The sequence below is a fragment of the Stutzerimonas kunmingensis genome (assembly GCF_002929225.1).
Lineage (GTDB): Bacteria > Pseudomonadota > Gammaproteobacteria > Pseudomonadales > Pseudomonadaceae > Stutzerimonas.
On record NZ_PISM01000001.1, the window covers coordinates 116,516 to 128,707 of the forward strand.

The following is a 12,192-nucleotide window of genomic DNA, read 5'->3' on the forward strand; positions in this document are numbered from 1 at the left end:
TGACGTTCGGCTCTAGAAGGGGCGCAGCATGGTAGTGGTGTTGGCAATCCTGCCGATCTTCGGTCTGATCACGCTCGGCTATCTGTTCGGCTGGCGGCAATGGCTCAACAACGAAGGAGCGGCCGGGCTGGCCAGTGTCACCTTCAAGCTGTTCATGCCGGCAGTGCTGTTTACCGGGATCGCCCGCGCCGAGCTGAGTAATGGCATGTCGCCAATGCTGCTGCTGGCCTATTTCGTACCGGTGCTGCTGGTGTTCCTGCTGGTCAATCTGGTCGCTCACCGCCGCGCCGGGCGCGCCACTCCGCTTGGTCTTACGGCCGCCTACTCGAACAACGTATTGGTCGGCATCCCGCTGGTGACCACGCTGCTTGGCGCTGAAAGCCTGGTCTATGTGTTCGCCATCCTGGTGTTTCACAGTCTCGTCCTGTTCTCGCTGCAGAGCTTCTACGCGGCACTGGGTGACGGCGACAAGGTCAGCGCTCCGGCGCTGCTGAGGAATCTGGCGAATCCGCTGATCATCGGTCTGGTGCTCGGTGCCCTGTTGAATCTATCCGGGCTCGAGCTGCCCGAGCCGCTCTGGCGCGTCGCTGTATGGCTGGCGCAGGCGGCATTGCCCTGTGCGCTGATGGTGCTGGGCATCAGCCTGTCGCGCTATCGCCTGCGGCCAAACGGGACGGCGCTGCTGCTGACGCTGGTCAAACTGGCGGCGTTTCCGGCACTGGTCTGGTGGCTGAGCGGGTTGCTGCCAGGGCTGAATCAGGATGCACGCAACGTGCTGGTGCTGCTTGCAGCCTGCCCGAGCGGCGTTAACGTGCTGGCGTTCGTCAAGCATTCCGAGGACACGCGAGCGGTCAGCTCGACCGTGTTTCTCTCGACCGTGACTGCACTCATCAGCCTGCCGCTATGGATGCTGCTTGCGGCTGGCTAGTGGAACGCTCAGCGGTCAGCAACTAGGACTCCGCTGCAGTTTTGACGAACGGCTCCGGGACAGGACTGTCACAAAAATGACAGACCTGAAAAAACCGGAGAGCACGGCATGTTGAAATTCATCGGCGGGACCGCAGGCATCATCTTCATCATCGGCCTGATCGTGGTGATCGGGATATTCAAGCTGCTGTTCTGACGAGCGGGGGCGACAGGCCGGCCGGCGCAAGCCCGCCGGCCTTTTTCATGCGCGGCTATTTGTTAGCTGCGCGGTTCCTGCGCCGAGGTTGCCATGATGTCCTCGAGTCGCAGGCCGGTCAGCCCGTGGATGGTGCGCCAGAGGTAGAAGAAGATCGCCATCATCATCAACATGCTGGGAATGGCGATCATCGGGTAGCTGAGCAGGGTCATGCGGCCCAGTTCGGCGTTGAAGGCTTCGCTGCCGGCGGGGCTGTTGACGATCCATTTGGCCAGCACGTAATTCATGAACGACGAGAAGAAGAAGGTGCCGCTGAGCAGGTAGGTCGCCCGCAGCAGCCGCGTTTCGAAGTGTTCGACCTGGCCGTTTTGCTCGAGCTGTTCGTGGATCTTGTCCACGTTGAGCACTTTAGGGTTGTACAGCAGGGTGCGAATCAGCGGGTAGCGGGTTCGCGTCGAGGCCAGCACGGCGATGCCGATGATGCCGGGAACCGCTGCTTCCTTGATGGCGAGCCACTGGGTATCGAGCTGAAGCAGCCCGATGCCGCCAGTCAGCAGCACACTGATCAGGCCGAGCAGGGCTATCCAGTTGAACTTGCGGTATTTGGCCAGCTCCCACAGCCCCCAGCCTAGCGGAAAGGCCAGGGCAAGCAGCAGTGCACCATCGGCGCCGAGGCGGTCTTCACCACTGAGCTTCATCAGGATCAGCGAAGGAATCAGGATGCTGACGGCCAGGTCAATTAGCGGGCGCGGTTTGTGTTCGGCGTGGGTCTGGTCGGTATCGGTCATGACATCGGGTTGGTCTGGAGAGGGCTGCATGATCGCCTGTGTTGCGGTCATTCGCCATACCATCTTCGTCGGGATGGTGATTGGTATCGTTTCCCCAGCATCAATGTTCGGACGCTGAGCTGCGTTTCGCGCGCCATTGGCCGTACTCGAATATCAGTACGACGATCATGGCCAGAGCGAAGGGCAGTAGCAGATAGAAACCGCGGAACACGATGAGTGCTGCCAGCACGTCCACCGTGGGAATTTCCGGAAGGGCGGCTACGAAGGTCAGCTCCAGCACACCGAGCCCGCCGGGTGCGTGGGACAGCAATGCCAGGGTGAAGGAGGCGAGGAATACGCCGAGGATGGTCAGATAGCCCGGGTTGTGTTCCGGCGGCAGCGCGAAGTAGATGATCGCCGCGGCGCAGAGCAGCTCAAGCGGGCCCGCCAGCAGCTGACGGCCGACGATTGGCAGTCGCGGGTACTCGATGTGCCATTTGCCCAGCCGCCACGGTGGCAACTGACGCCATGCGCCGAACGCATAGAGCGCGACCAGCATGAGCAGGGTCGAACCGACGGCGATGGATACCCAGCTGTCGCTATCGACAGCCCGATGAAGAAGCTGCGGTTTCAGAATCAGCACGGCGCCCCCGGCGAGCAGGGTGCCCAGCGCGAAGGTCAGCGAGCAGAAGACGATCAGGATGCCGATTTCCTGGGGCGTCAGGCCCCGGCTGCGGTAGGCGCGATAGCGCACCAGGGCGCCGGAAAACACCGATGCGCCGATGTTGTGCGCCAGCGCGTAGGTGGTGAAGGAACAGAGTGCGATGAACCACCAGGACATCTTCTTGCCCAGATGAGCCATCGCGATGCGGTCGTACCAGGCCAGCGCGACATAGGCGCCCAGGGTCGATAGCGCGGCCAGCAGCCAACGCCGCGCGCCGATCGCCTGCAGGCTGTCGGTAAGCTCGCTGAGCGAGATGTTGCGCACTTCGTGGTACAGCAGGTAGCCGGACAGCAGCACGGCCAGGACTCCGATGAGGGTCCAGGCGACATCGCTCCGCTTCATCATCACGTGGCTCCTTGAGGGAAGAGGATTGGCCACGTCTTGCGCTGAAGCACACTCATCCCTGATCGACCGCCATGCCAAACCTCCACCTGTTCTCGAATCGTCAAACAATCGGCAGCTGGCGACCGGTTTTGTTCAGTTTTTCACCCGAGTGGTCTTCTCGCTCGGACCGGCAGGAGGAGGTTCCGCTTGGATTGGTATCCCGCAGGAGAGCGCCAATGCCTGGGCGGTCGTCTGGGCATCGGTAGCCTGAGGCGATGCTGTGTATGTGGTGCAGGGGATGTAGAAGCTGTGCCAGTGGAGATTGGGACGTCGACTGTTGTCAGGGATTGGAAACCTGCGGGGACGGTAGGGCGCGGTCAGTCGGCGCTCTCTGCCTGCTTGACGCGAACCCAGTGGTCGACAAGTTCGCGCAGGTTCGAGAGTTCCACCGGCTTGGCCATATGACCGTCCATGCCTGCTTCTCGCGCGCGGTCGCGGTGCTCGCTGAGGATATGCGCAGTCAGGGCAACGACGGGAGTACGCCGGCGCGCATTCCTGACTTCCCATTCACGCAGCTGGTGAGTGGCCTGAAAGCCGTCGAGCACGGGCATCTCGCAATCCATCAGGACCAGGTCATACGGCTGCGCCTTGATCGCCTCCAGCGCCTCTTCGCCGTTGCAGGCGGTGTCCGGTTGCAGGTTGAGTTTGTTCAACATGCCGCGGATGACCTTGGTGGAAATACTGTTGTCCTCGGCGACCAGGATGCGGAAGTCACTAGGGACTTCGAGCGCGGGTAGGTTCTGCGGCACCGTTGCCTGGCGCTGCTGGGTGCCCGGCTGGCGCTGCGCGAGTTCGTCGGCCAAGGTGGTCTTCAGCGTGTAACCGGCGACCGGTTTGGCGAGGATGCGCTTGATGCCCGCATTGCGCGCAATGATCTTGCTCGGTGCGCTGCTCATGCCGGTGAGCATGATCAGCAGGACGTCATGGTTGAGGCTGTAATCTTCCTTGATCTTGCTCGCCAGCTGCATACCGGTCATGCCGGGCATGTCCTGATCGAGCAGGACCACATCGAAGTATTCCTTCAGGTGCGCCTTGGTCCGCAGCAGGGCCAACGCCTCCTTGCCCGACGCAACGGCGCTGACCTCCAGGCCCCAGCCGCTGCATTGCTGGACCAGTACCTTGCGGCAGGTGTCGTTGTCATCGACGATCAGCAGCCGAGTGCCTTGCAGCGGCCCGTCCAGGTCGGCATTGCTCTGCGCCAGCCCTTCACTGGCCAGCGGCAGGCTGATCCACAAGGTGTTGCCCTGGCTGGTGCCAGTCTGGATACCGAAATCACCATCCATCAGTTGCACCAGCTGGCGCGCGATGATCAGCCCCAGGCGCCCGCCATGGCGTGTCGCTGCAAGAAAGTCATGACTGTCGACCTCGGCGTTGAGCAGCGCATCGCGCTCGTACGCCTCGAGTGGCCGTCCACTATCCTGCACGGTGATGCGCAGGCGCGGGCTCTCGGGCGGTCCGTCGACCGCGGCGATCAGCAACACCTCGCCTTCGTCGGTCTGCTTGAAGGCATTCTCCAGCAGGTTGAGCAGGGTCTGGCGCAGGCGGGTCGGATCGCCGGTCACGACCTGCGGCAGCTGTGGCTGGATAAAGCTGATCAGCTCGACCTTCTGCTGTTCGGCCTTGGCGCGGAAGATGCTCAGACAGTCTTCGATCAGCGCGTTGAAATCGAACTGCACGTCATCCAGCTCGATCTGGCCGGATTCCAGCTTGGAAATGTCGAGAATCTCGTTGATCAGATTGAGCAGCTCGTTGCCGGAACTATGAATCGTCTGGACGTAATCGCGTTGCTTGGCCGACAGCGAAGTGCCCAGCAGCAACTCGCTCATGCCCAGCACGCCGTTCATTGGCGTTCTCAGTTCATGGCTGATCTTGGACAGGAAATCGGCCTTGGTCTTGAGCTCCGCGCTGCTGACTGCCGCTGCTGTGTATTGGGTGCGGCTGTCGGTCTGGCGCTGCCGTTGACGTTCGAGCAGGGCGAAGCTGAGCAGCAACCCCGCGAGGGTCGCCAGGCTGAACAAGCCGCCAGTCAACCAGCCCGGGTCGAGCTGGTCGAAGCCCAGCAACATGGGCATGAAGAAAATCATGCCGACGTTGAACAGGGTCGTTCCGGCCACCACCAGGCGCGCCGGCTGATAGCCCTGGCGCCAGTGATAGATCGCGACAAACAGAGTGCTGCACGATGCGGCCAGCACCAGCGAATAGATCAGCCAGCTGTACCACGGCCACTGACCGAGCAGGATGCTGGCTGCCAGCGCCAGTACCAGGTTGAGTTCGATGCCCAGCAGCCAGGTGATCCAGGTTCGCCCGCGGTGATGGAAGAAACCCAGCGTGTAGCCGAGCAGCGCGGCGCTGGCGGCCATCGCCGACAGGTCGGCGATCAGCGGCTGACTGTAGGTCAGCCAGGGCAGCCACGCCGCCATGACCCCGAGATTGGCCATGGCGCAGGCCAGCAGGGCGCCGTGCAGGAGGCTCAGCCAGATATGCGTGTAGCTGAGCGTGTAGGCAAAGCGCAGCAGGTTGTAGATCATCAGCAACGCCAGTGCGCCGAAGAGCGCGCCAAACAGGTATGCAGGCTTGCTCAGGCTGACCAGGCCGGCTTCATCGATGGTCTTGAACCAGCTCATCACCGGATGGCTGGACTGCAGGCGGATATAGGCCTCGCGTGGCTGCCCGTCATTGGGAAGGCTGAACAGGTACGCCCGGTTGGGCAATGGCCGGGCGCTGAAGGGGCGCAGTTCCCCGGTCGCCGTATGCTGCTCGAGCTTGCCGTCACGCAGCAGGTAGAAGTCCAGATACTGCACTCGCGGTGCAAACAGCCACAGCCACTTCGGTCGTGTCAGTGACGGCAGGCTGACCTGCAGCCAGACGGCTCGGTCGCTGGCCGGAGCGCTGTAGGAGAGTTTTTCGAGACGCTGGAACAGTGCGCGCTGGGAAACCACCTCGTCGAGCGTAAGCCCTCCCGACTGGTCGATCAGCATGCGCCAGTTCTGTGGCACGGAATTGGGTGGAGCGGATAGTGCTGGGGAGGGCGGCGACTGGGTAATGGACGCCAGGGCCGGAAGCGGGATCAGGTTGATCAGCAGCAGGCCGAAGAAAACAGCGATGGCAATCCGGAGCCGACCCACTTGAGAAGTCCGTTCATGTGTGTGACGGCCGATTATAGCCATGCCTTTGTCGGCCTGTAATGCGTGCGGCAGCGGTAAAACTTGGCGCCGCACGCATTCCTGGCGCCTGGCTACGCTCAGCTGTCGCCCAGCTCCCGGGAGATGGCGCGATAGCCGATATCTTTGCGATAGAAACAGCCATTCCAGTGGATTTTTTCCGCCAGACGGTATGCCTGCTGCTGCGCCTCGGAGACGGTGCGGCCGATGGCAGTTGCGCAAAGTACGCGGCCACCGGCGGTGACGACCTGGCCCTGGTCGTTCAGCGCGGTACCGGCATGAAACACCTTGCCATCCAGCGCAGCGGCATCGTCCAGCCCTTCGATCACATCGCCCTTGGCGTAATCGCCCGGGTAGCCGCCAGCAGCCAGCACCACGCCGACGGTCGGGCGCAAATCCCAGGTCGCCTCGACCTTGTTCAGCGCCTTGGCCAGCGCGGCTTCGACCAGCAGCACCAGCGAGGATTCGAGGCGCACCATGATCGGCTGGGTTTCCGGGTCGCCGAAGCGGCAGTTGAACTCGATGACCTTCGGCGCGCCGGCCTTGTCGATCATCAGTCCGGCGTACAGGAAGCCGGTGTAGACATTGCCTTCGGCAGCCATGCCGCGCACGGTCGGGTAGATCACCTCGTCCATCACGCGCTTATGCACATCGGCGGTGACCACCGGAGCCGGCGAATAGGCGCCCATGCCGCCGGTGTTGGGGCCGATGTCGCCGTCGCCGACGCGCTTGTGGTCCTGGCTGGTGGCCATCGGCAGCACGTTCTCGCCGTCGACCATGACGATGAAGCTGGCCTCTTCGCCATCCAGGAATTCTTCAATGACTACGCGCGCGCCGGCGTCGCCGAAGGCGTTGCCGGACAGCATGTCGCGCACCGCTTCCTCGGCCTCGGCCAGGGTCATGGCGACGATCACGCCCTTGCCGGCGGCCAGGCCGTCGGCCTTGATGACGATCGGCGCGCCTTTTTCACGCAGGTAGGCCAATGCCGGCTCGACTTCGGTGAAGTTCTGGTAGTCGGCAGTGGGAATCGCGTGGCGGGCCAGGAAGTCCTTGGTGAACGCCTTGGAGCCTTCCAGCTGCGCGGCGGCGGCGGTCGGTCCGAAGATGTCCAAGCCGCGCGAGCGGAACAGATCGACCACGCCTTTGACCAGCGGTGCCTCGGGGCCGACGATGGTCAGTTGTACGTTGGCGGCGGCGAAATCCGCCAGTTGCTCGATGGCCAGTACGTCGATGGCAACGTTCTCGCACTTGGCTTCAGTGGCGGTGCCGGCGTTGCCCGGGGCGACGAATACCTTGGCGACGCGTGGATCCTGCGCAACCTTCCAGGCCAGGGCGTGCTCGCGGCCGCCGCTGCCGATGATCAGTACGTTCATTGCTGTCTCCCAATGGAGGCGGGCGGGTCGCCCGCTTGGTGGATAAGCGAAGCGTTATCCACCCTACGAATACCGAGGTCGCGATCGGGCTGGTAGATGCAAGGCGCCCGACTCTTCACCCGGCGGAGTTGCCTTCTGGCAATGATCATGGGGGAAGAGTCGGGCAACACCGCAGATGCCTGTCCGAGTGCGGCCGATTTTAGTGGCGGAAGTGGCGCATGCCGGTGAACACCATGGCAATGCCGGCTTCGTCAGCCGCGGCGATCACTTCGTTGTCACGCATCGAGCCGCCCGGCTGGATCACCGCGGTGATGCCGGCCTTGGCCGCATTGTCGATGCCATCGCGGAACGGGAAGAAGGCGTCCGAGGCCATTACCGCACCCGGAACCGGCAGGCCGGCATGTTCGGCCTTGATCGCGGCGATGCGCGCGGAGTTGACGCGGCTCATCTGGCCGGCACCAACGCCGACTGTCTGGCGGTTCTTGGCGTAGACGATGGCGTTAGACTTGACGAACTTGGCCACTTTCCAGGCGAAGATCAGGTCATGGATTTCCTGCTCGGTCGGCGCGCGCTGGGTGACGATCTTCAGGTCTGCTTCGGTGATCATGCCGATGTCGCGGCTCTGGATCAGCAGGCCGCCGTTGACGCGCTTGTAGTCCCAGCCCGGGCTGCGCTCGGCGGGCCACTCGCCGCATTCGAGCAGGCGCACGTTGGCCTTGCTGGCCACCACGTCACGGGCGGCCTGGGAAACCTTGGGCGCGATGATTACCTCGACGAACTGGCGCTCGACGATGGCCTGGGCGGTTTCGCCGTCCAGTTCGCGGTTGAAGGCAATGATGCCGCCAAAGGCCGACTCGCTGTCGGTGGCGTAGGCCAGGTCATAGGCCTTGCGGATGCCGCCTTCATCTTCCGGTACCACAGCCACGCCGCACGGGTTGGCATGCTTGACGATTACGCAGGCCGGCTTGGTAAAGCTCTTCACGCACTCCAACGCAGCGTCGGTGTCGGCCACGTTGTTGAACGACAGCTCCTTGCCCTGCAGTTGCGTGGCGGTGGCGACGCAAGCCTCGTCGGGCTTCTCGACATAGAAGGCGGCTTGCTGATGCGGATTCTCGCCGTAGCGCATGTCCTGCGCCTTGATGAACTGCATGTTGTAGGTGCGCGGAAACAGGCTGCGATTTTCGGTGCTGAGCTGCTCGGTGCTCTGGTCGATGCCGCCCAGGTAGTTGGCGATCATGCCGTCGTAGCCGGCGGTGTGCTCGAACGCCTTGAGCGCCAGGTCGAAGCGCTGGGCGTAGGTCAGCCCGCCGTTCTTCAAGTTGTCGACCACTGCCGCGTAGTCCTCGGCATTGACCACGATGGCGACGTCCTTGTGGTTCTTGGCCGCGCTGCGGACCATGGTCGGGCCGCCGATGTCGATGTTCTCGATGGCGTCCGGCAGGGTGCATCCGGGCTTGGCCACCGTGGCTGCGAACGGATAGAGGTTGACCGCCACCAGATCGATCGGGGCAATGCCGTGCTCGGCCATCACCGCGCCGTCCAGGTCGCGGCGGCCGAGGATGCCGCCGTGAATCTTCGGGTGCAGAGTTTTCACCCGCCCGTCCATCATCTCCGGGAAGCCGGTGTAGTCGGCCACTTCGACAGCAGCAATGCCGTTGTCACGCAGCAGCTTGAAGGTGCCGCCGGTGGAGAGGATATCGACGCCGAGGGCTTCGAGGTCGCGGGCGAAGTCGACGACGCCGGTCTTGTCGGACACGCTGATCAGCGCGCGGCGCACGGGAAGGCGGGTGGTTTGGTCGGTCATTGACGTTTCCTAGAGGCTACAGGCTTGAGTCCGCGAAGCAGGCAGGTGCGGACAGCCGCGCCTGCCAGCTGCCGCGTCAGAGCAGGTCGTACTGTTTGAGTTTCTTGCGCAGGGTGCCGCGGTTCAGGCCCAGCAGCTCGGAAGCCTTGGTCTGGTTGCCCTTGACGTAGTGCATCACGGTTTCCAGCAACGGCGCTTCCACTTCGGAGAGTACGAGTTTGTAAACGTCCGTGACGTCTGCACCTTCGAGGCGGGCGAAATAATTGTGCAGCGCTTTCTCGACGCTGCCTCGCAGCGTCTGCCCCGCTTCGCTCGGCGTGTTCAGGTGCTGCTTGAGGTTCACGTTGTCACTCACGGATGTTGTTCCACTTACCAATGTTTCATTCAACAGCGTCATGCGGCCACCTCTGTTCCATCCACCGAGCCAGGCCCTGAGCGTTGTTCGGCAAAGAACTGCTGAATGCTGAAGGCCTGTGCATCCCTGTCTTCCAGATGATTGAAACGGGCGCGGAAGTCCCGCGCGCCCGGCAGTGTTGCGAGATACCAACCCGCGTGCTTGCGGGCGATACGGACTCCCATCACCTCGCCATAGAATTCATGCAGCGCCTGCACATGCTCCAGCAGGGTGCTTTCAACTTCGTCCAGCGTCGGCGCCGCGAGCAGCTCGCCGGTGCGCAGATAATGCTCCACTTCGCGAAAGATCCACGGGCGACCCTGCGCCGCACGTCCGATCAACAGGCCGTCCGCTCCGGTTGCCTGTAGTACCTGGGCCGCCTTGTGCGGCGAATCGATATCGCCATTGGCGAACACCGGAATCGACACCGCCTGCTTGATGGCGGCGATGGTGTCGTACTCGGCTTCGCCGGTGTACAGGTCGGCGCGGGTGCGGCCGTGAACGGCAAGTGCTGCGATGCCCGATTGCTCGGCGATACGCGCGACGGTCAGGCCGTTCTTGTTCTGCCGATCCCAGCCGGTGCGAATCTTCAACGTCACCGGAACGGTCACGGCACCGACCACGGCTTCGAGGATATCCGCGACCAGCTTCTCGTCACGCATCAACGCCGAGCCGGCGGCCTTGTTGCAGACCTTCTTCGCCGGGCAGCCCATGTTGATGTCGATGATCTGCGCCCCCAGCTCCACATTGCGCTGCGCTGCCTCGGCCAGCATCTGCGGGTCGCCACCGGCGATCTGCACTGAACGGGGCTCGGGCTCGTCCGCATGGGGAATGCGCAGGCGAGATTTGCGACTGTTCCACAGACGCACATCGCTGGTGAGCATTTCCGAGACCACCAGAGCCGCGCCGAAGCGGCGGCACAACTGGCGGAACGGCTGATCGGTCACGCCGGCCATGGGCGCGAGGATCAATCGATTGGTCAAGGTGTAAGGGCCGATGCGTACCGCTGACATGAAGATTCCCTGCTTGGGGCCTGCTTGTTAGGTAGATCGGGACTGCAAAAAAGGGTGGGCATAATACCCGCTACGCATGACGGGTTAAAGGCTGTTTTGAACAAATTCTGAACAGTGGTCGCCTTATCGCCGGGAGTTTGGACGCGCCCACCGCCCGCGCGATGAGCGCCGGCGGCGGCAGTCTGAACTGCAAGCTCGTCGCTATTTGGGCGAATGGAAACTCAGGCTGTAGTTAACCGCCTTTGCGCCCGGGTCGAGGATATCCAGGGCGATATGGATGGGAACCTGCGGTGGCATCTGGGCCTGTCCTGCCAGTTCTCCAGAAAGATACTCGCTGGGCTTGAAGCTGCGGATGGCGATCAGTTTGCCGTTGAGGTCGGCAAAGCGGATTTCCAAAAGCGGAAACGGCTGAGCAAAGGCCGCGCGGTTGTAGAGGATCGCGTCGACGACCAGCGCGCCGGTGAACTCGGGATGGCTGCGCACGACCAGGTTGCTGCTCTTGATCTGGCCGATGTCGACCAGGGCCGGCAGTTCGCAGCCAACGGTCGGGCAGATACGCTCGAACCAGCTGCGATACTGCTGCTGCCTCGACAGCTCATCGTAGTTGTAGGCAACGTACTGGGCACCCAGCGCAAGCAGTGCCAACAGGTTCAGTACGCTCCAGCCGAGCCAGCGTCCCCAGGGTTTCTTCGCTTCCTGCCAGTCCAGTTGTAGTGGCTCATCGTCGAGCTCGAACAGCGGCTCGTCGCGCAGGTCGGGCTCGCGGCGTGGCGCTGCAGGATCTACGACAGGGGCGAGCTGTTCGGTAGCCGATGGCGTTGCCAGTTCGGGTTCGACCCTTTCGTCGTGCGCCTGCTGGCCCTCGGCGATCGCGAGCGGCGTGGGACTGGCTGCCAATGGGCTCAGCGGTTGCGGAGACTCCGATGTGACCGGGGTAAAGCTGACCACCTCGTCGCTCGGGCTCGCCGGCGACTGCGTGACGCCCTGTTCGGCGCTCAGCAGGATCTCGGCCCAGCTTTCGTCCTGTGTGGAGGATATCTCCGGTAGCGGATCGCGAGGCCTGGTTGCCGCGTCGCCGTTGGCTTCGAGGCTGAGCAGGTCGCGAGACAATTCGCGCTCCTGCCGCTCCAGTTTGGCCAGCTCTTCGTCCAGGTCGAGGCTGTCCAGGTCCAGGTCATCGTGAATCCACAGCGTTTCATCGGCCTTGGCGGTTGGCGCCGGCGTGGTAGCCCTGGGATGCTCGGTAGCCTGCGTCTGGATCGACTTGTCGACGGGAGTTGTTAGTGGTTGCGTCGGGTCCAGCTCATCGCGCAGCAGATGATGGGCGGCGTTGAAGACTTCCATGCAGGCGCCGCAACGCACTGCGCCGCGGGCCGCGCGCAACTGGCTGCGGGCGACGCGAAAGCGGGTGCTGCAGTTGGGGCACTGGGTGATGAAGCTGGTCATGCG

Annotated in this window: 10 protein-coding genes; 2 read left to right on the plus strand and 8 right to left on the minus strand. The window is 63.0% G+C overall.

What is annotated here, in order from left to right:
• The first annotated feature begins 28 nt into the window (after window positions 1-28).
• Window positions 29-928, plus strand: coding sequence for an AEC family transporter (locus tag CW305_RS00540; protein ID WP_023446143.1), 900 nt, complete (start codon window positions 29-31; stop codon window positions 926-928).
• Window positions 929-1,036: 108 nt separating this feature from the next.
• Window positions 1,037-1,123, plus strand: a complete 87-nt coding sequence (locus CW305_RS24030; protein WP_443977743.1) for a small membrane protein YohP — start codon at window positions 1,037-1,039, stop codon at window positions 1,121-1,123.
• A gap of 62 nt (window positions 1,124-1,185) precedes the next feature.
• Here the strand turns inward: CW305_RS24030 and CW305_RS00545 are convergent, their stop codons facing one another.
• The 8 genes from CW305_RS00545 to CW305_RS00580 all read right to left on the minus strand — a co-directional run bounded on the left by CW305_RS00545 (window position 1,186) and on the right by CW305_RS00580 (window position 12,189).
• The gene (locus CW305_RS00545) at window positions 1,186-1,911 is read right to left on the minus strand and encodes a VC0807 family protein (protein WP_023446142.1); all 726 of its coding nucleotides are present in this window, start codon (window positions 1,909-1,911) and stop codon (window positions 1,186-1,188) included.
• 100 nt (window positions 1,912-2,011) lie between these two features.
• A complete protein-coding gene (locus CW305_RS00550) occupies window positions 2,012-2,959 on the minus strand; it encodes a lysylphosphatidylglycerol synthase transmembrane domain-containing protein (protein ID WP_104096837.1) in 948 nt (315 codons plus the stop codon).
• Between the two features lie 356 nt (window positions 2,960-3,315).
• On the minus strand, window positions 3,316-6,123 hold the full coding sequence (locus tag CW305_RS00555; protein WP_104096838.1) for a hybrid sensor histidine kinase/response regulator: 2,808 nt from the start codon (window positions 6,121-6,123) through the stop codon (window positions 3,316-3,318).
• Window positions 6,124-6,239: 116 nt separating this feature from the next.
• Window positions 6,240-7,532: a phosphoribosylamine--glycine ligase gene (gene purD, locus CW305_RS00560; RefSeq protein WP_104096839.1), complete on the minus strand. Its 1,293-nt coding sequence runs from the start codon at window positions 7,530-7,532 to the stop codon at window positions 6,240-6,242.
• A 199-nt stretch (window positions 7,533-7,731) separates the two neighbouring features.
• Entirely contained in the window at window positions 7,732-9,336 is a 1,605-nt protein-coding gene (purH, locus tag CW305_RS00565; RefSeq protein WP_104096840.1) for a bifunctional phosphoribosylaminoimidazolecarboxamide formyltransferase/IMP cyclohydrolase, read from the minus strand.
• Between the two features lie 76 nt (window positions 9,337-9,412).
• Window positions 9,413-9,733 (minus strand): DNA-binding transcriptional regulator Fis, encoded by a 321-nt coding sequence (fis, locus tag CW305_RS00570; RefSeq protein ID WP_104096841.1) that lies wholly within the window; start codon window positions 9,731-9,733, stop codon window positions 9,413-9,415.
• Window positions 9,730-10,743 carry a tRNA dihydrouridine synthase DusB gene (dusB, locus tag CW305_RS00575; RefSeq protein WP_042924294.1) on the minus strand — a complete coding sequence of 338 codons (1,014 nt, stop codon included), beginning with the start codon at window positions 10,741-10,743 and terminating at the stop codon, window positions 9,730-9,732. The genes fis and dusB overlap by 4 nt, the downstream gene beginning before the upstream one ends.
• A gap of 201 nt (window positions 10,744-10,944) precedes the next feature.
• Entirely contained in the window at window positions 10,945-12,189 is a 1,245-nt protein-coding gene (locus CW305_RS00580) for a DUF3426 domain-containing protein (RefSeq protein WP_104096842.1), read from the minus strand.
• Window positions 12,190-12,192 lie beyond the last annotated feature (3 nt).

Bases quoted from the DNA above. Each gene is read 5' to 3' on its own strand.
- purH (WP_104096840.1), bottom strand. From the start codon at position 9,336: ATGACCGACCAAACCACCCGCCTTCCCGTGCGCCGCGCGCTGATCAGC.
- CW305_RS24030 (WP_443977743.1), top strand. From the start codon at position 1,037: ATGTTGAAATTCATCGGCGGGACCGCAGGCATCATCTTCATCATCGGC.
- dusB (WP_042924294.1), bottom strand. From the start codon at position 10,743: ATGTCAGCGGTACGCATCGGCCCTTACACCTTGACCAATCGATTGATC.
- fis (WP_104096841.1), bottom strand. From the start codon at position 9,733: ATGACGCTGTTGAATGAAACATTGGTAAGTGGAACAACATCCGTGAGT.
- CW305_RS00540 (WP_023446143.1), top strand. From the start codon at position 29: ATGGTAGTGGTGTTGGCAATCCTGCCGATCTTCGGTCTGATCACGCTC.
- CW305_RS00545 (WP_023446142.1), bottom strand. From the start codon at position 1,911: ATGACCGATACCGACCAGACCCACGCCGAACACAAACCGCGCCCGCTA.
- CW305_RS00580 (WP_104096842.1), bottom strand. From the start codon at position 12,189: ATGACCAGCTTCATCACCCAGTGCCCCAACTGCAGCACCCGCTTTCGC.
- CW305_RS00550 (WP_104096837.1), bottom strand. From the start codon at position 2,959: ATGATGAAGCGGAGCGATGTCGCCTGGACCCTCATCGGAGTCCTGGCC.
- purD (WP_104096839.1), bottom strand. From the start codon at position 7,532: ATGAACGTACTGATCATCGGCAGCGGCGGCCGCGAGCACGCCCTGGCC.